Consider the following 20828-nt stretch of genomic DNA (forward strand, 5'->3'; position numbering starts at 1 on the left):
GTGTGCATCCGGTGTCAGTTGACATACCGGCCCCATTAGCTATGTTCGGTTCACATGTTATTTGGGTTCATAGGACGCGTGATGGAATCAACAGTTTTTAAGTGTGGTCGTGGCCAGGGGGTTTACCTGCCCGAGGCCGTGGCCCTGCCAGATGAGGTCACGCATGTTGAGATCGTAGTGGTTGGTCGTACTCGCATAATCACACCTGTAGGTGAGTCCTGGGATAGGTGGTTTGATGAGCCAGGTATGAGCGCCGACGTCATGGCCGAACGTGAGCAGCCAACTGCCCAGGAGCGAGAGAAACTCTGAGGTCCAGCAGGGTAACTGAGTTGCGTAGCTGAGAGGGATTGTTTTTATATATATAGATAAAGCGTATCCCTCTCACCTGAAAAGGTGAATTGCTATGGCTATCATTCTCGCGTAGCGAGGATTGTTCATAGATCTGTCGGTACTCGCCCCCCAGGCAGGATAGCTCAGTAGCCATTTTTTCTAGGTTGCACCACTGGTCGTGGTGCATGTGATCCAGTTCTGTATCTACAATGCTGGCGATTGGTCTCTCCTCTGTAGTGGTTTCAGCCGCTGCAATTTTGGACAGTATGCGACATGCCGAGAACTGCTCTAGCTGTGCGGCCATAACTACTGCGACGTTCGGAAATTTATCGATAACCTGGTAGTTTAAATAGCCATGTTTCGTCACTAGGAATTAGTGTTTATATATATTTGTTGTAATTCTAGGTGCAATTATCAGGCTTAATAAATAAATTGCACAAAATGTCAATTTATTTTTTTCGTCCTATTGATCTTTGATGGGAATAGTCATATCTTCATCGGCACATAGACAGGTTGGCCTATGTAGATATAACGTATTCTACTAGTTTTTTTGAAATGTTATCTCTGAATTCCTGTGCACTATACTCGTATGGTCGTTACAAGTGACATTGTACACGAAGCACAGTTTAAGCATGTCTGGTCTCATAGAAATAAACTAAAGGTAAAGCATCCTTTGATATTTCACGCGCGATTTATAACAGGCTGATTTTGGTTATAATTAAAATTAAATCCAAGCGGTAATGCATCTTATATATAAGAACAGGCCTATAAGGCCGAGGATAATAACAATGAGACAAAGAAATGAAACAATATTTGAGTGTGAACTCCTGACGTACGACCAGCAAGATCAGAAAAATAATAAGCAGCAGGACAAAAATGTAGTTTTCGCGAAAGTGATGGACAAAAGCGAGCAATTGACGTTGCCGGACCTTTTGCCAAATAGCCGACCGATGAGGACCAGCCGTAATCTGCATGCTATTATTTTACACAATAACTGGATCCCGCGTTTCAACCAGATGACGGCTGAACCAGAGGTCGCTAATTCTGATAATCAGCGCCTAGGTCTCTCTGATGCAGGTCAGCGATCTGCGCTGGTTGATGCCTGCCAGCATGCACATCTGTCAGACAGGGCAATTGATGATCATTTGACCGCGATTTGTGAACAGCATAGTTATCATCCTGTACGTAGTTGGCTGGAGAACGGGATGCCGTGGGACGGTAAATTACGAGTGGATAAGGTTATAGCCACCCTAGGTGCGGTCAACCCAGGTTATGCCGCTCAGGTAATATATCCATGGTTGATTGGATGTGTTGCTGCATTATATGAACCCAATTGGATATCAAAATTGGTTCCGGTCCTCGCGGGTGGCCAATCATTCAAAAAATCTGCATGGATACGCCATATTGCCACTGTGGTGCCTGGGTCAACACTGGATTGCTCCATCAATCCCGATGTGCCTGATGATGTGAGACGCGCAGTTTCCGCGTGGGTGGTAGAATTGGCCGAACTTGAGAGTACCACCAGGCATGAGGCTGGCAGTTTGAAAGCGTTTTTAACGAGAGATCATGACCGTTTTCGAGTGCCGTATGGGCGTAATTTCACTGTTAAGCGGCGTCAAACTAGTTTTATTGGCACGGTTAACGGCACTGGTTTCCTGAAAGACACTACTGGGAGTTCGCGGTTTGCGGTGATCGAGTTGGCGTCACCAGCAAATATGGATGTTCTGAATGAAATTCTTGGCTGGAGTTGGGATGAGGGGCGAGTGCGTCACACCGAACCCGAGAAATTACGTCAGTTTTGGTTGGAGGTGAAGGCAAAATATGATGATGGGGCCTCTTGGTATCTTGATGAAACGACAGTCATTCAAGCTGCGTCTGTAAACGATGCCCACACTGATAAGGGAATTTGGTACGACCTTATTTGCCATCATTATCTTTCAGGGGAAAATAATGATACCAAATGGATTATTGCGAGTGAGTTGTGCAAGCTGCATGGAGAGAAGGCCAATATGGCAGCTTCTTGTGGTAAAGCACTCAAGATGCTCGCAAGCGAGGGGAAAATACAGAGCAAAAAAGGCCGAGCTAATCAAACACTGTACTGTTTGCCAATGATTGGAACAAATAGGATAGATAAAGTGACAAAGTAAAAAGAACACCCGCCACTGAGGCGGGTGTTTTTTATCAAAAGACGCGGTTAATGGTTAATGAATTAGATTCTGGTTAAGTGAACATTACAATGTTGCTAACCATCCATAAACCACATTATTGCTGATTGAGTGATAGTTATGGTTAGGTGGTTAAGTAATTTCAATAAAAATAATGTTGTGAGGTATGGGTGAGTATAATTCAACGCTGTCAATATACTTCTCCTTTATAGCGAACATAATTAACCATGTAACCATGTAACCATGTAACCATGTAACCATTAGCGAAAATAAACATACGAATGTGGTACTTTAGGTTGATTAGGTGGTTTAAACAATGATTAACCAATTTTTTTAATTGCCGTTATTCAACGGCAAACGATCCACAGTCACACCGCTGGCATATTCTGGTTAACATGCAACACCTGAAGTGACAAGGTTTATCGACGACGTGTGCTCCATTGTAGTGGTCAACTAAATCCGGACACTTGGTTAGGCCGTTCTTCGGCTTTTGCTGGCGGTATCCCGTCATTGTGTTGATGTGGACGCCGCCAGTTGTAGTGATCCATCAGGTAATAACTGATATCCCGCTTTGCTGCCCGCAGGCTCATGTATCCCGTTGCCGAGAGCCACTCTGACTTCAGGCTTCTGAACAACCGCTCCATCGGGGCGTTGACGCTCCTATGTCAACAGGCTCGCGCTGAGTCAGCTAAATCGGCCAAGAGGCGTTGTTGCCCAAATCAGCCAACAAATCATGATTTCCCCAGCCCCAAGTGACCGTTACACTCGGGGCTTTCTGACAGGCAGACCAAGGGTGTTCAGTTTGTTTATCGCGCTCACATACGCCATCACTTCTCCCACTTGACCATTGTATTTTCGCAGGGTGATTTGGCCTGCCATTAACTGTTTGAACCGGAACATAGCTGTCTCTGCCAGCGAACGACGGTGATACCCCGATATCTTCTTCCAGTGCACCAGCCCTTCCTTGCGCATCACCTGCACCGCCTCATTTCTCGGATGGCCCTTTTTCCATAGCCCTGCGTTCTTGCGAGGCGGGATACACGCCGTCGCTCCTTTACGCGCAATCAACCGATGGCTGGCTTTGCTGTCATAGGCGCCATCCGCATAAACACGCCCCAGCTTGCGACGCAGAGGATTGAGCAAGGTCGGCAACACCTCTGCGTCATGCACATTCTCCAGCGACACTTCTGCCGCCACGATATCGTGAGTCATGGGATCTACCGCCAGATGCAACTTACGCCAGACTCGACGTTTCTCAGCGCCGTGTTTTCTGACTTTCCACTCGCCTTCACCAAACACTTTCAGACCTGTCGAGTCGATAACCAGGTCGGTAATGCGCCCCTTGGGGGGCTGCCGATAGGCCACCTTCACTGTGCGTGCGCGCTTGCTGACACAGCTGTAGTCCGGGGCACACAGCGGCACATTCATCAGCTCGAACAGGGAGTCGAGTAGCCCCTGAGTGGCTCGCAGCGTGAGGCTGAAAATCCCTTTGAGCATCAGAAAGGTACAGATGCTCTGGTCGGTGTAGAGCTGACTGCGTCCCCGTTTTCCGTGATGGTCTTGGTGAAACCAGTTATCCATGGCCTCGGCATCAACCCAGAAAGTGAGAGAGCCACGGTTGATCAAAGACCTGTTGTATTGAGGCCAATTGGTGATGGGGTGAAGCGCTTTACCCATGATGCAGACTTGCGGGGGATGGTGGTGATCAGATCACTGGGTTTTCAATTAGTTCCATTCAAGCTGCATCGATTTAGGAAACAACGCCCGGCCAAGATCAAAGGGTAGAGTTCCCTGACGATATAGCGTTTCAAACAACGCTGGATCTCTTTCGAAGATAAGCCTTGGGCGCTACGTCGTGCGACGTAAGATTGGGTTTGTGGATCTCCCCGCATCCGGACCATTGCAATCGTCCATAACGCATTATTTGCTGCACGGTTACCACCTCGGTTTAAGCGATGTCGTACGGTCTTTCCCGAGGATGCGGGTAAAGGGTTAACCCCACAAAGTGCCGCGAGCGATGCTTCATTTCTTAACCGTTCCGGGTTATCGCCAGCCGTTGAAAGCAGCACCGCTGCGGTTTGAGGGCCGACGCCAAATTGCTCGCGCAGACGACGAGCATGTTGATGGGTCAAGGCATCCAACATGGCATCAAGTTTTTCAACTTCGTCTGCCAATAGCAGCCAACGCTTGGCCAGCAGACACAGGGTAGTCGTTAACGTATGCAGGAATTCTGTGCTACCCAATGACCTCACTCGTGCGCATCCCTTTGCACAGTCAACGGGTTTGCTCTTCCAGAGCCGTTCACGAACATCCTGGGGAGCACTGACAAGCAATGCTCTTAGTTGATTCATTGCCTGCGTTTTGGCTTTGACGGCGCTGCGTCTGGCTACTGATACCACTCGCATCATTTCTGCCGCGCCTGACTGGGTCTTTGCTATCGCGGTAGCACTACCGGAAAGAACGGATCTCGCTGCACTTTCAGCATCAGTAGGATCCGATTTCCCCTGGAGCCTGCGTTTGGAGCGGTCAGGGCGATTAACGTCGAAGACTTCGATACCATGCTTGCGCAGTACACTGGCCAAGCCAGCACAGTACGTGCCTGTGCCTTCAACGCCTGCTCTCTTCAAGCCCCCGAAAGAGTTTGCCCAGGTCACGAGTCTCTCATATCCGCTGATATTGGTCGTGACCATCAAGCATCCCAACTGGTGTCCTTGTGCATTAAGCAAAACCCCAACATGGGTATCCAGATGTGTATCTACACCAAGGATAACTTCAGCTTTGTTTCTGGAATTGTTCATGGCTCATTCCTCCAAGGAATATGCACTACCAACCCCATACGCAGGACAGGACACTCAAGATGCAGCACAAGGCTCCTATTAGGTCACTGACGCTGGGCCCGGCAATGCCAGGGAACATCAGCATCCAATCGACAGGTCAACGCAAAGGCATTATGTTCGCCAATCCCAGCACGGGTCAGATTGGGCTGATGTTCTTGAGCATAATGAACTGAGTATCCCAGCAGTTACCACGACGACTCATGCTCTGGGTCATGCGATAGCACCACAGTCGTTGCCGAAATGCCCGACTGCCATATTGACTGCCTTGGTCGGAGTGAAACAGCACACCTGATGGGCAACCCCGCTGCTGATAGGCCATCTCCAGTGCTTTGATTGCCAGCTCTGCATCAGGTTTATCAGACATCGTCCATCCCACGACCCGCCGGGTATGCAGGTCAAGAACCGCGGCCAAGTAATGCCAACGAGCGCCTGCCCAGACGTAGGTGATATCGCCACACCACACCTGATTGGGTTGCGGAGCATCAAATTCACGGGCCAGCAGATTGGGAATATCCGGTCGTTCAGACCGTGTCACCTTATAACGGTGTGCACCCGGCTGCTTGGATGCCAGCCCGGCTTCCTTCATCAGGTTACGTACTTTGAATCTACCAATCTGATGCCCCAACTCCCGCATCATCGGCATCAAGGCGCGGCTGGCTGCCGAGCTCCTGCTCTTTTTGAACAACCGGTGCAACTCGCTGCGTTGCTGTATCCGCTCACGGTTAATCGTCCGCTTGCGAGCCAGATAGTCGTAAAAACAGGATGTTGGAACATCGAAAGCGCAGCAGACCAGGGTGATGGGGGCTTGGGTCTATCAGCGCGTACGTGTGAACTCGTCCGTCATCAAGAGAGCCGTTGTAGCCTCCTAAGAAACACCCTCGATTGCCTGTAGGGTGAAACCAAACTCGGCGGCCCGACGGTGCAATCCCTTGACCACCCGATCGCGGTACTGCTGCTCGTAGTGATCGGCACCGGGATCCTGATATTCCATACCAAAACGCATGGCGTTGTAGAACAAGACCGCAATCTTGCGGGCCGTGGCGGTAACCGCCTTCGCTTTGCCGATGCGCGCAGACAACCGTCGGTAGAATGCCCCCAGCGCTGTATTTGTTCTGCCGATGGTCACCGCTGCCAGTCGTAGGTGAGTGGTCACTCGATTCTTGGTCTTGCGAGTATGAGCTGACAACACCTTGCCGCCACTGATCCGGCAGCCCGGAGCCAGTGTCAGCCATGAAGTGAAGTGTTGGGCTGTTCGCCAGCGACTCAGAACCGTTCCACACTCGGCAACCAGACGCAGTGCCAGGTAAGGGCCAATGCCATGGATTTGAGTCAGATCGATACCGACCAGTTGATAGAGCAAGGTGCGCACATCAAAGTTGAGTGCGTTCGGCTGCCGGGTACGGTGGCGAGGCTTGGGTAGCGCTTCGCTGGGGCGGGGCTTGCCACGAGAGAGTTGTTGCAAGCTTTGGGCAATCTGTTCATCACAGAGAGAAATCTGGGCCTGGTCGGCGTCGTACATGGCCAGTGCCTGACTCAAGGCAAACACATGCTCGGGCTGGTAATTGCCAACCAGCGCACGTTGGATGGTTTCGACGCTCGACTGACAGAGCAAGTCGCGCATGGCGGCGAGCATCGTGGCATTTCGCTCTCCTGCGACAATGGCACGGATGATCCGCATACCGGTGGCGCCGGTGATGTCACTCACCACATGCTGCAATTGCAGGTTCATGTGAGTTAGCGCCTTCTGCATGTGCTGGATATGGGCCGCAGCGAAATCGAGGTGACGCTCACGTAGCCGCAGATAACTGCGCAGCGCGGCGATCTCCCGCTTAGGATGGAAGCTGGCGCGCAGTAGACCGCAAGCATGCAGGCGCTGGATCCATTGCGCATCGTTGACGTCGATTTGCATCCAGGTACGGCCCGGGCATCCCTGGCGTTAGCCAAGATGACCTGTAAGCCAGGGGTCTCCAGGATCTCGTACACGGGTATCCAGTACACGCCCGTTGACTCCATTGCCACGGTGGTGATCCCAAGCTCGACCAACCAAGCAGCCATGCGCTCCAGGTCAGCGGTGAAAGCCTGAAAGGTTTGCACTGGTTCTTCGGCGAGTGCAGTAGGCACCGCAACCACATGGAACCGATATCGATGCCCGCGCGCGGGCATGGATGATCGGCAAACCGTGTTCTGTGTTGTGCTTTTTCATGAATCCCCCTCCATCAAAAATAGTGCCGGACGGGGACTCGGATTCGATCACATTCCTAAAAGGGGTCACCAAGGTGCCACCACTCACGGGTCCGCAGCTTCCTCTGGGTCAGGTTTTTTGACGGGGACTAAGCCTCCCAAAAGCAAACGACCACAGTCTGGTGAGATCAGTGTAGTGGACGTGTTTCTAATTCCATGGGCCACGGAGTGCCGGGGAGGCGGTTTTTTAGAATGTCCTTTTCGCGCTCGAGCCGATTGATCGGGCTTCCAGCTCCTGGATTTTCTGCTGCTCCGGAGTCAGCGCTTTGCTGATAGGAGTGGTGCCGGTTCGTTCGGATTGCAGTTGCCGAACCCAGCGGTGAAGTATGGTTTCACCGATATCCAGTGAACGGCTTGCTTCGGGGACAGAATATCCCTGGTCGAGCACCAGGGATGCGGCTTCGAGTTTGAACTCGGCAGTAAATGAGCGACGTAATCTTGTCATTGAACACCTCAGGTCATGGTGGCGACTGTAGCACCTAAAATGGTGTCCAGGATGATTAGACCACTACAGAAAGTGTTTGGTGAAGGCGAGTGGAAAGTCAGAAAACACGGCGCTGAGAAACGTCGAGTCTGGCGCAAATTGCATCTGGCGGTGGACTCGGCTGCCACGATATCGTGGCAGCCGAGGCCTCGTTGGAAAATGTTCATGATGCCGAAGTGTTGCCGACCCTGTTCAATCCGCTACGCCGAGCACTTGGGACCGTGTATGCCGATGGCACATATGACACCAAGGCCTGCCATGAACTGATAAAGCGCAAAGGAGCCAAGGCCTGTATTCCGCCGCGCAAGAATGCCGGTTTATGGGAAGAGGGGCATCCACGTAATGAAGCGGTTCTGGTGATGCGCAAGGAGGGGCTGACTCACTGGAAGCAGCAGTCTGGGTATCATCAGCGCTCATTGGCCGAGACGGCGATGTATAGGTTCAAACAATTGATGACGGGAAAAATCAGTCTACGTAACTACAACGGACAAGTGGGAGAGATCATGGCCTACGTGTGTGCGATGAACAAACTGAATGCCCTTGGCTTACCTGTCAGAAAGCCCCAAGTGTAGCTATCACCTGGGGCAGGGGAAGTTGTGGCCTAATGGCTGATTTGGGCAACAACGCCCTTTCCGACGTTACAAACTTTCTTGGACTCCATCCCTTAATGCAACAGAACCATTTAGAATGGTGAGTTACTGTTTACTTTTGTAAAGCGTTGATACAACAGAGTAACCTCAGAGGGATCAAATACCTCCGTATATGTAAGTTCGCTCAGACGGTGAGTGATATTTTGTAAGTCATGAGAGCGCTGTTGTGCTCTGTATGTGTAGCGCGCGAATGCTTGCGGAATATCGAAAAAATTAGAAGCCAAGCTTTGTGCAAGGATGAACGCATTTTCGATACCAAGGCTAAAGCCAATTCCCATCGTAGGTAGAACCGCACAACAAGAATCGCCGAGTAGAACAGCATTACCACGTGACCACTGCTCAAAAGGTGCAATATCAACGAGTTGTGAAGGCAAAATTTTATCTTCTGGGGTTTTCTCAATCATCTCCAATAAATAAGTCGAGTAGCTTGAAAATTGGTCTAATATTTTCTGTTTATTTAATGCTTCACCCGAGTTTACACGGCAGGCGGCAAACCAATATTTTCCGTGTGTCTCACGATTGTAGGTGTATGTAACAATACGCGACCTAATTCCTGCAAATACATAACATTCATTGTCGCTTAAAGCTGGATTGTAGTAGTCAACCATCCCTCGGCAGCAGTAAACATTCGGATAACGAAGGGCTACATGTGGAGCTACAAATTTTCTCACTTGAGAAAATACTCCGTCTACCCCAACGATTACATCGGCAATCAAGGGTTCACCATTAAGCAGTATGACATCGTTTTCAACTGTACAGTGCTGACCTGTAACGATTTTTTCAGCTCCATAAGTATCTAGCAGCAATTGGTATAGCTCACGACGATGGAATAAGCCTACATCTGCATTGACTTTCCCCCCGATTTGACGCATTGAAATTCTGCTCAGTATTTCGGAAGAAAATGTTGCCGTTGTAAGAATATCAATAGTATTACCTAAATTTTTTACTTTGGCTGCATCAGTTAGTGCGGCTAGTACTTGCATACCCTCAGGCCACATTATAATTCCTGTGCCATCAATACGAGGTTTATCCGATTTTTCATAAACTGTTGCATCAATGCCGAATACGCGCAGAGATAGAGCTAAAGCAAGACCATTCAGGCCAGCACCTACAATAGCTACATTAATAGATTTATTATTGATTAATTTCATTTTATAGCTCTTATGATTTCCGTACAGTGAAATAGTTATTAAGTATTAGAAATTCTATATAGTACTAAAGGTGTATTATCTGTTTATTGATAATCAATAGACAGGGTTAATTTATAAAATCATTATCAGGTTATTGAGATAAGGAGTAATATGTATCATGTATCATGTATCATGTATCATGTATCATGTATCATGTATCATGTATCATGTATCATGTATCATGTATCATGTATCATGTATCATGTATCATGTATCATGTATCAGTTTAGACCTCTACTAGACATATCTAGTTCAAAAAATCCCTCACCATATGTTCACACTTTAAAGGATAGAAACATGCCAAGCAAAGATCCAACTATACATATAATTGATGACCCGGCAATTATAATACATGGGGGATTACCTTTAGTATGACGCCTAACCATATTCATTGAAAGTAATGTAAATAAAGAAAGGTTTAGAAAACTTATAGTCAAAATATAAAGACCATAAATGTCATTGTTATTTTTTATGGAAATTAAGAGGTAGGTGGCAATAATGCAAACTGATATAGCTGCGGCCCCTATAACTCTCATAAGAGCTAAAATCAAAACCTGAAATCTTAACGGTAATTGCTCCCAATCTACCCGCAATGCATCTTGATGATATGGCATGAATTTATTTCGCAGTAGATAGGTCAATCCGAAAGCAGATATCGTTATTATATTAAATGCATAGATTGCATATATAATTACATGTAATTCACTCATGGATATAAAACCTCTCTATTTTGATGTAATTTATATTATTTATTATTGTGGTGTAGTTTGCGGTGTAGTTAATAGTGATTTTTTTTGATAACTCTTGAATTTTTCGTGATAAGTAATCTATTTAACAAAAACCAGCTGACGGTAATCTGGCGATGCTCCCAATCAGTTGAAAGGTGTCTTTCGATAAAGGCACCGATAACTTTCTTGTGAAGCTCAACGGAGGTGGCGAATGGATGAGACCTACATCAAAGTGAAGGGGAAATGGAAATACCTGTATCCAGCGGTCGACTCGTCGGAGCAGAACATCGGCGTTGTTTCCCAAATCAGAGTGACCTGAATTGAACTTATGGTGGAGACGGCGATCTGATCACCAAATCCCTCTTCAAATCTGCATCATGGGCAAGTCGCTTCACGCCATATCCAACTGGTCACAGTACAACCGTTCCCTGGTCAAACGCGGCTCGCTAACGTTCTGGGTTGATGAGCATGTCGTTCATAACTGATTCCATCAAGAACATCATGGCCGACGGGGACGAAACGCCCTCTACACCGACCAGACCATCTGTACCTTTCTCATGCTCAAAAGCATTTTTAAGCCTCTCCCTGCGGGCGACACAGGGCCTGCTCGACTCGCTGTTTGAGCTGATGAATGTGCCGCTGTGTGCCCCCGACTACAGCTGTGTCAGCAAGCGCGCCAGTACCGTGAAGGTGGCATACCGCCAGCCACCCAAGGGCAAAGTTACCGATTTGGTTATCGATCCCACCGGCTTGAAAGTGTTTGGCGAGGGTGAATGGAAGGTCAGAAAGCATGGCCATGACAAGCGCCGGGTCTGGCGCAAATTGCATCTGGCGGTGGACCCGGCGACCCACGACATCGTGGTAGCCGAGGCTTCGTTGGAAAATGTTCATGATGCCGAGGTGTTGCCGACCCTGTTCAATCCGCTACGCCGAGCCCTTGGGACCGTGTATGCCGATGGCGCATATGACACCAAGGCCTGCCATGAACTGATAAAGCGCAAAGGAGCCAAGGCCTATATTCCGCCGCGCAAGAATGCCGGTTTATGGGAAGAGGGGCATCCACGTAATGAAGCGGTTCTGGTGATGCGCAAGGAGGGGCTGACTCACTGGAAGCAGCAGTCTGGGTATCATCGGCGCTCATTGGCCGAGACGGCGATGTATAGGTTCAAACAATTGATGACGGGAAAAATCAGTCTACGTAACTACAACGGACAAGTGGGAGAGATCATGGCCTACGTGTGTGCGATGAACAAACTGAATGTCCTTGGCTTACCTGTCAGAAAGCCCAGAGTGTAGCTATCACCTGGGGCAGGGGAAGTCATGACTTGCTGGCTGATTTGGGAAACAACGCCGTTACAACCAGCAAAAGCCGAGGTTCGGCCTAACCAAGTGTCCGGATTTAGTTGACCACTACAGAGGGAACTGGGGGGCGATTCACACTCGGTCTCAGTTATTTCTATTTAAGTTGTATCGATTTAAAAAACATCAAGGATTAGAAATGCGTGCTTCACGTTAATTCAGTTTTTTTCACGTGAAATTAATGCGCTAAACTGAGATTTTTTATAGATTGTTTTTCACATCTAGATGTTTGATGATAAAAATTAGGGTACGATGCAGGGGCATTATTCTGATGTTCATTATCTTATCGGGACTTTTTATATGGTTTTCTCTCCGTAACATTTTGGTTATCAGCGCTAGCCGTTCGTTTACTGAGCTTTTAACAGGGCTCAATGTTGTGGCCTCAACACTTTACCAATAGTTACCACGTATAGTCATTGTCTGGTACTTGTCCGCGCCGACCTATTGAGAAAGGACTAATTGTTGCTCAGTACGATCAGGAATAGTATTTAAAAAATAGGAATCTGGGTTCTTCTCATATAAATGTTATTGCAAAATCTTCTTCTAAAGAGGAAAAGTTAGAATATGTAGTTGCAGATCAAAAAACAGAATAGTAATTATAATAAAATTACCTATACAGACCTAGTCATTACCCAGGGGGGACTAAAGACATCAAGTCAGAAAAAGATCTCGGTACCCTCAACCAACAGCTGATCAAACGCACAGTCCTGACCGCACTCAATGCCGAAATGGACGAGCGACTAAGCTACCAGAAAGGATCGCATGTGTAGATGGTCTCAAGGGATTCCCTAATACCATGATCATGGAGCATCCCCAGACTAAGGCGTAACTGTGCATCGTCCACATGGTCCGCAACTCGTTACGCTATGTCTCCTGGAAGGCCTACAAGACGGTGACGGCAGATCTGAATCTTGCCAGTCTGCGATTCAACGTGAGGCTCAGTAGGCACTGGCGGCATTCGGCGAGCGCAGGGATAGCCAATATCCGTAGATAGCGCGCTCCTGGCTGGGTTACTGGAACAATCTGATCACGCAGTTCAATTATTCGCCCATCATCCGGAAGTGCTTTACACCACCAATGTTATTGAGTCGCTAAACAGCGTGCAGCGCAAAGCGGCCAGGTAAAGGAAGCTCTTCCCGACTGATGTCTCTGCGTTAAAAATGGTGTCCTCGCGATAAGAAATGCAGGGCTACCGACAAAGGTACATCCAAGAAATGAAGCGGTGCTGTTAATGCGAAAGGAAGGTGTGGCGCACAGAAAGAAGATATCGGGTTATCACCGTCGCTCGCTGGTAAAACATCGATGTGTCGATTCAAACAGTGACTAGCGGGGAAAGTTAGTCTTCGTAACTACAACGGCCAAGTACGAGAAGTGATGGCGTATGTAGCGCGATAAACGCACTGAACAGCCTTGGCCTGTCTATCAAAAAGACCCAAGTATAGCGGTCACTTGGGGCAGGGAACGCTGTGACTTTATGGCTGATTGGCCCCCCCCGCCCTTTAACTACGTCGGTATTGCCCTTTAAATTAAAAAACCAAATAAAAAAATTTATTGCAGGATAACTCCTTATGTTCGATAAATATGCCGAAAAACTAAGCAGTGCAGAAACTACTAAGGAACTGATTAAGAGCCTCGACGCCCTAGCTGTGTCTGCGGGATTCTCCCAGTACAGACTGGGACTAATGTTGCCAATGCAACGCCTGGGTAAACCTCACCTGCTGATATTCTCCAACTGCAACCCTGATTGGGTTGAGAACTACAGACACAACAGGTTTGCCAGCAAAGACCCAATCCTCTACTTGGCTATGCAGCAGAACACCCCGATAGTCTGGAGCGTAATAGATCAATACGACGAACTCCCCATAGGGGCGAATATGGTGATGGACAAAGCCAAGGAGTTTGGCCTAGTGAACGGGATCTCCTTTTCACTGAGGGGGCCCCATGGCGAATTTGGGGTTCTTTCGTTCATTACTGAGCAGATGGAAACCAACGTTGAGATACACAAAGCTGATCTACTGCTGATGGCAAACATAGTCTTTGATACAGCATTGCGCATCATCAATGACAAACGAAGAAAATGCCCACTGACAGACCGAGAAATAGAGTGTCTTTTCTGGTGTGGGGAAGGAAAAACCTCTGCGGATACAGCTGTTATCCTTAGCTTAGCTGAAACTACGATCAATTTTCATTTAAAGAACGCGATCCAAAAGCTTGGTGCCACAAACAGGTCAAACGCTATCCTGATTGCTGGCATGGCTGGATTACTTCAACCTCAGCTCAAAGAGGCTGAAGTCGAGGATGAAATCAGTCCCAATGCTTGATATGGTGAGAAGGATTAACAGCTGCCAAGCTAAGCTTGGTTTATCACTAGTTATTTAACTAGCACAGGTATTCAGGTGAGGTCAATGTATGTGTGTAAAAATCCTTGTTTATAATCTGATATAATGGCCAAACAAAATCAACCTCAAGTGTTCATCAGGGTGATATCACATTCACGAATAGAAAATATCAACAAAGATGATTATGTGGCCTTCATCAAAATACTACACTCACAAGTGTTGTCATAGGATACTATGCTGACATTCAGGCTGAGCTTATATGAATACAATGATATAATTATAGTTGCTACTAACCACGGCCAGATAATTCGTTTTTTTCAAAAAAAATCACTGTTCGCCTAATTTATTTTGATGTATATTTCTGGAGTGGTTAATTTTGGCATTTGGCCATAAACTAATTTTAGCTCTTGCGTCAAGTCGTCGTTTGGTCTGGTCGTGATAAGCCGGCCAAATTAACCACATCAATATTTATAACTAATAATTTAATCGATTTCGCTCTAATTCCAATCTAGCAGAGGGTGTAATATGTGAGAAATTTACGTTTAGAAAATATCATGGCATTAATCTGGTAGCAGATCTATCTTTCCCAAGAACGTCTCACTAGTCATTCACCTGCAATTATTGTTGGCGGTCCTTTTGGTTCAGTTAAAGAGCTATTATCAGGGTCGTATGCTAAAACCATGGCAAATAGGATTAATCACAATGGCTTTTTATCCTTCCTATAATGGTGAAAGTAGTGGGGTCCTCGCAATCTCGAAACATAGCTTACCAGATATTTATCCTAAGGATTTATGTGCTGTGGTTGATAGAATATATTATTTACACTGTAAGTGTCATAGGTTTTTTTTGGTTTTGGTATATTTATTTTATTATTGACTCTGTCACTGAAGTCCAGAGACGAAAAATAGTCAATATACTCAGTGAGTAACGTTGGATTAATGTAAAAATAATTCATTGAAGCTTGCGACTCATGGAATATATTTCCATGGGACTGGGGAGATGGAACAGCCTGAAAAGTTTTTCCTGATACGCATTTCGTTGAGGTTGAATAGTGATTCTGTCGTCTGTGGACACCACTTCCGGAAAGGACGCTGAAAGCAACAATATTGCATTTCGTAGTTGAATATACTAAAGATCTAGTTTTGTGAGAAATTATGCGATCTAAATATGATCGCATATTTATTCAGTCGGCTTTTATAAGTAATCATCCAATCTGTACGCCTATATAAGCAAAAAATCATTTAATTACTTAACTTCTTTACTGGCCATTAATTTTACTCCTATGACATTTTTTAATTACACGCTGATGTTTTTATTGATGTTCTTTTTTATACATGATGACATTGAAGTTTCTTTTCATATCAAAAATACTAATATTATTATGGTGGTATAATAATTTAATGTCCTCTTCAATTGGTAATCCTAAGCGACTAACCATACTCATATATATATGCGCATGTTCCGTATCAGTAACCGTTAAAGGTGATTGAACCTCTTCCATTAAATATGAATACTTATAATTACCGTTTCTATCATCATCAACAAACCTCCCCTTAGATACGAAGGTCGCTGTTCCATTAATAGCGGTTGATTTTAAGTAGGTGTGAGTTATGAATTCGCTATTTTTCATGTGGGTGACGAGATGTATATTCGTGACCACATCGCCAATAACATGCAATGATGCACGATATTCTCCATCGTTCGTTAGCTGCTGTTTAACATAGACTGTGCTATAAATGAAAAGCGCGATTGACAAAGATAACAATATTACATGGCGCATATTCTCTCTCCTTCTGACAGGATATCTTTGATTTTGCATTTAGCCCTCTCAATGTCCTGTTCTTTAAAGGTAAAAGACATTGAGTTTTTATTTAGAAGATATGAAACATTATAGATCCCATGACTTCTTTGAATGAAAGTTATGGTGCTCGTTGCTCCTAATTTAATTATGGATTTTGTGTCCTCATCCACAGTCATCGAACTTGGCTTAATTACTTCATACGTCTTACCTAATATTTTAACACCTATCTTTTCATAGCCAGGGGATATGAATGATTGACTCAAATCCTGATCTATACGGAATAAAAGATTATATCCAGAAAGTAATAGCATTATAGAGGTAATTAGAGAGGAAAATATTTGCATACTCTTTTTGGAAGGCCTCATATATATCGTTGATACTAATCCCTTTGGTTGATATTTTTTATGTGATAATGAATCCTTGTTAATATAAGGTTGTTTTTCTGTGGGTGTCAAATCATTAAGGCTTTCAGTATCAGATGAATGCATATCCTCACTGTTCGCGATTGTATCTCGACGGTTCACATCTACAGAAACTCGTAGCGTCAGGCGATATCCGATACGTGGTACAGTTATAATGCTATCTTCATTTAGCTCAAATTCTCGTAGAGCTTTACGAATATTAGATATAGATTTAGCAAGGGATGAATCAGTAACAACTCGCCCAGCCCATGAGAAATCGATGATCTTTTCTCTTGGAACGATATCACCAGCATGATGAATAAGAAGGAGTAGGGTCCTTCCTTCAGTATAGGCTAGTTTGATATTCTTTTCGTGTAGAGTTAGTTCGTTGAGTATTGGATCAAAACTGATTTGATCAGCAAGTATGTAGCAATCATCAACAAGATTCTGTAAGCTACCATCAGTCATATATTTCCCCCGTAAACAATCCCACTAAGAATACCAAAGATCAGGGTGAACAGCAATTAATTATTATCATTTTGTAAAGTCGCCCCCCCAAATTTAGCATATGAAACATAACCTCAAGGATTTAAATAGGTTACAAATTAATGTTACACGTGAAACATTGATTATTGGTTGTCTTTATTATTAACTTTATAAGTGTAGGGTTGTCTTTTGATGTATCATGAGCATGATGATTTTTAATTATTTTAATGTTTTTTCTAGATTTTTTTTTGCGTGATTAATATTATTATCAATAATGGTTGTGACGTGTAGAAATATAGTGGAGTCTGATTTTTTATTATCACCTGACACTGGTCTAAAACCGGTGTCTTGTTTACTATCACCTTCAGGTTATTAAGGGCGTTGTTTCCCAAATCAACCATCAAGCCACAACTGCCCAAGCCCCAAGTGACCGTTACACTCGGGGCTTTCTGACGGGCAGACCAAGGGTGTTCAATTTGTTGATTGCACCAACATACGCCATCACTTCCCCTACCTGACCGTTGTATGTTCGCAGACTGATTTTGCCCGTCATCAACTGCTTGAACCGATACATTGCCGTCTCTGCCAGCGAGCGCCGGTGATAACCCGATATCTTCTTCCAGTGCACCAGCCCTTCCTGGCGCATCACCAGCACAGCCTCATTTCTCGGATGTCGCTTTTCCCATAACCCCGCGTTCTTGCGAGGCGGGATACAGGCTGTCACCCCTTTGCGCGAGATTAGCTGATGGCTGGCTTTGCTGTCATAGGCGCCATCCGCATAAACACGCCCCAGCTTGCGCCGCAGTGGGTTGAGCAAGGTCGGCAGCACCTCGGCATCATGGACATTTTCCAGCGAGACTTCCGCCGCCACGATATCGTGGGTCACCGGGTCTACCGCCAGATGCAACTTGCGCCAGGCTCGCCGCTTCTCAGCGCCGTGTTTTCTGACTTTCCACTCGCCTTCACCAAACACCTTCAACCCGGTTGAGTCGATAACCAAGTCGGTAATGCGTCCCTTTGGGGGCTGTCGATAAGCCACCGTCACCGTGCGTGCCCGCTTGCTGACACAGCTATAGTCCGGTGCGGACAACGGCACATTCATCAACTCGAACAGGGAGTCGAGTAGTCCCTGAGTGGCCCGCAGAGTGAGGTTGAAAATCCCCTTGAGCATCAGGAAGGTACAGATGGTCTGGTCAGTGTAAAGCTGGCTGCGACCCCGTCGTCCGTGATGATCGTGGTGGAACCAGTTGCCCATGGCCTCGGCATCAATCCAGAAGGTGAGTGAGCCACGGTTAATCAAAGACTTGTTGTATTGAGGCCAGTTGGTGATGGGGTGAAGCGACGTGCCCATGATGCAGACTTGAAGGAGATGGTGGTGATCAGATCACCGAGTCCTCAGTAAGTTCCATTCAAACTGCATCGATTTGGGAAACAACGCCCCTAACCAAGTGTCCGGATTTAGTTGACAACTACAAGACTGTTACATCATGCACACATCGTTCAGATCAGCGGTGAAAGCTATCGTTTGAAAGAGAAACGCAAAGCGGGGGCCACACCCAAAACCAATTAATCCCATGTCCGGGTGGATCACTTTTCAATCGGCGAAATTAGCCAGAGTGGATCAGTTTTCGGTCGGCGTTGACACATGGAGAACGCCTGCCAGGTAATGTTTGGCGTTCTGTCCCGGTGTGACAACCCGCTTTTCCTGCGCTCTGAACATCCAGTCGGCACCTAATTTGGGATTGAGGTCTATATCGACTTCATCCTCATAAAACACCGGATTATCGGCATCACAGCGGGCCAGCGCAGCGTCGGCATGGGCCTTCGCCAGACAATGCCCATACGAGGTAGCCACCGACGAAGTGTGGAGGCGGCCACATTGAGCCCTGTTAACCGATTGATTTTGATAGCCAATAGTTCGGTACACCAACGGCTGCGCTGATAACCAAAATCTTGCGGAGAAAACTGCATGAGCAGCACCAGTAAGGTGACCATCTTGGCGATAGGTAAAACTGGGGCACGGCCAGCCGGTAAGGCTTCTAGCGCATCTATGCCTTCATCTCGATACCACCGAAGCCAACGACCGATGGTCGAGCGCGCAGCGCCGGTAAGGTGATGAACATCGGTGATCGTGCGTCCTTCATGTAACAGCAAGATAGCCATCAAGCGACGAGCATGCCCTTTATCACGGGTGGCATGGATGATTTTGTGAATGCGTCGCCGCTGTGGCCGTGGCAGGGGTGGTAGGATAGGCATCAACTCAGTCCTTTGGGTGTGGCTTGTTTTGTTTGGCGACTAATGAGATCGCACAAACTGGACTGAGTTCCCTTCCTCCAGTGATCTACTATTCGGAACAGCTATTTAGGATGCGAAATTGCTAGCTGTCCACATGAGCGCATTAGGAACGATTTTGTCCGGTCGTGGCTTGATGGTGGTGGAAGATGGCTGGTATTTAACTATTTGATTTTTATTGTAATTCAGGCTTAGTTAGGTTTTTTCATGGCTATTCAGTGAGAGGGTTAAAGGAGGCTCAGTAAAGTAGTATCGTCAAATATGGATATTGGCGCACCCTAATCGATATCGATGTTCCTGTAGTGACGTGGTGCTTGGTCTGTTAATGGAAATTAACAGACCTTTTTTTATGGATTTTTTTGATGTTTATTCCTCAAGGTGACGCATGAATAAGAACATGAAAGAGTCGAAGTTATTGGAGTCGTTAAGACTTTGGCGATGGTTGGTGTGGACCAATATTGTGGTGCAGGCAGGCAGGCCTGCCAGTTAGCTTGGCATTTACGCCTGCGGTAATGGCAATGCTGAACAGGCGTTTTTTGTTGCGCAAACAGCCAAGAGCAAAGATACCAAATCTTATCGTCTGAAAGAGGGGGAAACCCCCGCCATTATTGCCGATAAAATTGGCCTGTCGCTCGCAGCGTTAGCCGACTTGAATAAGCCGTGTGAACTGGATAAGCCCTTCAGCGACCTGGTCGGGCGTTGTTGCCCAAATCAGAGTGACCTGAATTGAACTTATGGTGGAGACGGTGATCTGATCACCAAATCCCTCTTCAAATCTGCATCATGGGCAAGTCGCTTCACGCCATATCTAACTGGTCACAGTACAACCGTTCCCTGGTCAAACGCGGCTCGCTAGCGTTCTGGGTTGATGAGCATGTCGTTCATAACTGGTTCCATCAAGAACATCATGGTCGACGGGGGCAAAGCTCCCTCTACACCGACCAGACCATCTGTACCTTTCTCATGCTCAAAAGCATTTTCAACCTCTCCCTGCGGGCGACACAGGGCCTGCTCGACTCGCTGTTTGAGCTGATGAATGTGCCGCTGTGTGCCCCCGACTACAGCTGTGTCAGCAAGCGCGCCAGTACCGTGAAGGTGGCATACCGCCAGCCACCCAAGGGCAAGTTTACCGATTTGGTTATCGACTCCACCGGCTTGAAAGTGTTTGGCGAGGGCGAATGGAAGGTCAGAAAGCATGGCCATGACAAGCGACGGGGCTGGCGCAAATCGTATCTGGCGGTGGACCCGGCGACCCACGACATCGTGGCAGCCGAGGCCTCGTTGGAAAATGTTCATGATGTCGAGGTGTTGCCGACCCTGTTCAATCCGCTACGCCGAGCACTTGGGACCGTGTATGCCCGATGGCGCCTATGACACCAAGGCCTGTATTCCGCCGCGCAGAATGCTGGTTTATGGGAAAAGGGGCATCCACGTAATGAAGCGGTTCTGGTGATACGCAAGGATGGGCTAACTCACTGGAAGCAGCAGTCCTGGTATCACAACAAAAATGTTGAAAGTAGAGTTC

Annotated in this window: 10 protein-coding genes and 11 pseudogenes; 10 read left to right on the plus strand and 11 right to left on the minus strand. The window is 46.9% G+C overall.

Annotation, left to right across the window (positions count from 1 at the left end):
* The first annotated feature begins 81 nt into the window (after positions 1–81).
* Complete coding sequence (gene vapB, locus CK911_RS21285) at positions 82–309, plus strand: type II toxin-antitoxin system VapB family antitoxin (protein ID WP_098968699.1); 228 nt, start codon at positions 82–84, stop codon at positions 307–309.
* 809 nt (positions 310–1118) lie between these two features.
* Positions 1119–2477 (plus strand): virulence-associated E family protein, encoded by a 1359-nt coding sequence (locus tag CK911_RS01115; protein WP_253860360.1) that lies wholly within the window; start codon positions 1119–1121, stop codon positions 2475–2477.
* Positions 2478–2944: 467 nt separating this feature from the next.
* On the opposite strand, the pseudogene CK911_RS01120 reads toward CK911_RS01115, so the two are convergent.
* The 6 genes and pseudogenes from CK911_RS01120 to CK911_RS01150 form a co-directional block, all read right to left on the minus strand.
* Positions 2945–3148, minus strand: a pseudogene (locus CK911_RS01120) (integrase core domain-containing protein); the annotation flags it as partial.
* A 106-nt stretch (positions 3149–3254) separates the two neighbouring features.
* Complete coding sequence (locus CK911_RS01125; protein WP_098968701.1) at positions 3255–4172, minus strand: IS5-like element ISAs4 family transposase; 918 nt, start codon at positions 4170–4172, stop codon at positions 3255–3257.
* 44 nt (positions 4173–4216) lie between these two features.
* The gene (locus CK911_RS01130; RefSeq protein ID WP_098968702.1) at positions 4217–5293 is read right to left on the minus strand and encodes an IS110 family transposase; all 1077 of its coding nucleotides are present in this window, start codon (positions 5291–5293) and stop codon (positions 4217–4219) included.
* 214 nt (positions 5294–5507) lie between these two features.
* Positions 5508–6195: pseudogene (locus CK911_RS01140) on the minus strand (IS3 family transposase); the annotation flags it as partial.
* A gap of 2 nt (positions 6196–6197) precedes the next feature.
* Entirely contained in the window at positions 6198–7241 is a 1044-nt protein-coding gene (locus CK911_RS01145; protein ID WP_216640688.1) for an IS110 family transposase, read from the minus strand.
* Positions 7242–7758: 517 nt separating this feature from the next.
* A pseudogene (locus CK911_RS01150) lies at positions 7759–8018 on the minus strand (transposase); the annotation flags it as partial.
* Positions 8019–8087: 69 nt separating this feature from the next.
* On the opposite strand from CK911_RS01150, the pseudogene CK911_RS01155 reads away from it, so the two are divergent.
* Positions 8088–8629 (plus strand): annotated as a pseudogene (locus CK911_RS01155) (IS5 family transposase); the annotation flags it as partial.
* A gap of 110 nt (positions 8630–8739) precedes the next feature.
* Here the strand turns inward: CK911_RS01155 and CK911_RS01160 are convergent.
* Positions 8740–9858 (minus strand): FAD-dependent monooxygenase, encoded by a 1119-nt coding sequence (locus CK911_RS01160; protein WP_172953934.1) that lies wholly within the window; start codon positions 9856–9858, stop codon positions 8740–8742.
* A gap of 966 nt (positions 9859–10824) precedes the next feature.
* On the opposite strand from CK911_RS01160, the pseudogene CK911_RS01165 reads away from it, so the two are divergent.
* The 5 genes and pseudogenes from CK911_RS01165 to CK911_RS01185 form a co-directional block, all read left to right on the plus strand.
* A pseudogene (locus CK911_RS01165) lies at positions 10825–10914 on the plus strand (DDE-type integrase/transposase/recombinase); the annotation flags it as partial.
* A gap of 88 nt (positions 10915–11002) precedes the next feature.
* A pseudogene (locus CK911_RS01170) lies at positions 11003–11921 on the plus strand (IS5 family transposase).
* Between the two features lie 820 nt (positions 11922–12741).
* Positions 12742–13105, plus strand: a pseudogene (locus CK911_RS21290) (transposase); the annotation flags it as partial.
* A 56-nt stretch (positions 13106–13161) separates the two neighbouring features.
* A pseudogene (locus CK911_RS01180) lies at positions 13162–13426 on the plus strand (IS5/IS1182 family transposase); the annotation flags it as partial.
* 126 nt (positions 13427–13552) lie between these two features.
* Positions 13553–14305 carry a LuxR family transcriptional regulator gene (locus CK911_RS01185; protein ID WP_098968705.1) on the plus strand — a complete coding sequence of 251 codons (753 nt, stop codon included), beginning with the start codon at positions 13553–13555 and terminating at the stop codon, positions 14303–14305.
* 1330 nt (positions 14306–15635) lie between these two features.
* On the opposite strand, the gene CK911_RS01195 is transcribed toward CK911_RS01185, so the two are convergent.
* The 3 genes from CK911_RS01195 to CK911_RS01205 form a co-directional block, all read right to left on the minus strand.
* Positions 15636–16103, minus strand: a complete 468-nt coding sequence (locus CK911_RS01195) for a hypothetical protein (RefSeq protein ID WP_098968707.1) — start codon at positions 16101–16103, stop codon at positions 15636–15638.
* Positions 16091–16993, minus strand: coding sequence for a winged helix-turn-helix domain-containing protein (locus CK911_RS01200; protein WP_098968708.1), 903 nt, complete (start codon positions 16991–16993; stop codon positions 16091–16093). The genes CK911_RS01195 and CK911_RS01200 overlap by 13 nt, the downstream gene beginning before the upstream one ends.
* 451 nt (positions 16994–17444) lie before the next feature.
* On the minus strand, positions 17445–18362 hold the full coding sequence (locus CK911_RS01205; protein WP_098968709.1) for an IS5 family transposase: 918 nt from the start codon (positions 18360–18362) through the stop codon (positions 17445–17447).
* A 123-nt stretch (positions 18363–18485) separates the two neighbouring features.
* Here CK911_RS01205 and CK911_RS21410 point away from each other — a divergent pair.
* A pseudogene (locus CK911_RS21410) lies at positions 18486–18581 on the plus strand (ATP-binding protein); the annotation flags it as partial.
* Between the two features lie 75 nt (positions 18582–18656).
* Here the strand turns inward: CK911_RS21410 and CK911_RS01210 are convergent.
* Positions 18657–19267, minus strand: a pseudogene (locus CK911_RS01210) (IS630 family transposase); the annotation flags it as partial.
* Positions 19268–20086: 819 nt separating this feature from the next.
* On the opposite strand from CK911_RS01210, the pseudogene CK911_RS01215 reads away from it, so the two are divergent.
* Positions 20087–20815 (plus strand): annotated as a pseudogene (locus tag CK911_RS01215) (IS5 family transposase); the annotation flags it as partial.
* Between the last annotated feature and the right edge of the window lie 13 nt (positions 20816–20828).

This window comes from Aeromonas sp. CU5, from assembly GCF_002586745.1.
Taxonomy (GTDB): domain Bacteria; phylum Pseudomonadota; class Gammaproteobacteria; order Enterobacterales; family Aeromonadaceae; genus Aeromonas; species Aeromonas sobria.

Excerpts from the sequence above, each read along its gene's own strand:
- vapB (WP_098968699.1), top strand. The coding sequence starts at position 82 with ATGGAATCAACAGTTTTTAAGTGTGGTCGTGGCCAGGGGGTTTACCTG.
- CK911_RS01115 (WP_253860360.1), top strand. The coding sequence starts at position 1,119 with ATGAGACAAAGAAATGAAACAATATTTGAGTGTGAACTCCTGACGTAC.
- CK911_RS01125 (WP_098968701.1), bottom strand. The coding sequence starts at position 4,172 with ATGGGTAAAGCGCTTCACCCCATCACCAATTGGCCTCAATACAACAGG.
- CK911_RS01130 (WP_098968702.1), bottom strand. The coding sequence starts at position 5,293 with ATGAACAATTCCAGAAACAAAGCTGAAGTTATCCTTGGTGTAGATACA.
- CK911_RS01145 (WP_216640688.1), bottom strand. The coding sequence starts at position 7,241 with ATGCAAATCGACGTCAACGATGCGCAATGGATCCAGCGCCTGCATGCT.
- CK911_RS01160 (WP_172953934.1), bottom strand. The coding sequence starts at position 9,858 with ATGAAATTAATCAATAATAAATCTATTAATGTAGCTATTGTAGGTGCT.
- CK911_RS01185 (WP_098968705.1), top strand. The coding sequence starts at position 13,553 with ATGTTCGATAAATATGCCGAAAAACTAAGCAGTGCAGAAACTACTAAG.
- CK911_RS01195 (WP_098968707.1), bottom strand. The coding sequence starts at position 16,103 with ATGCGCCATGTAATATTGTTATCTTTGTCAATCGCGCTTTTCATTTAT.
- CK911_RS01200 (WP_098968708.1), bottom strand. The coding sequence starts at position 16,993 with ATGACTGATGGTAGCTTACAGAATCTTGTTGATGATTGCTACATACTT.
- CK911_RS01205 (WP_098968709.1), bottom strand. The coding sequence starts at position 18,362 with ATGGGCACGTCGCTTCACCCCATCACCAACTGGCCTCAATACAACAAG.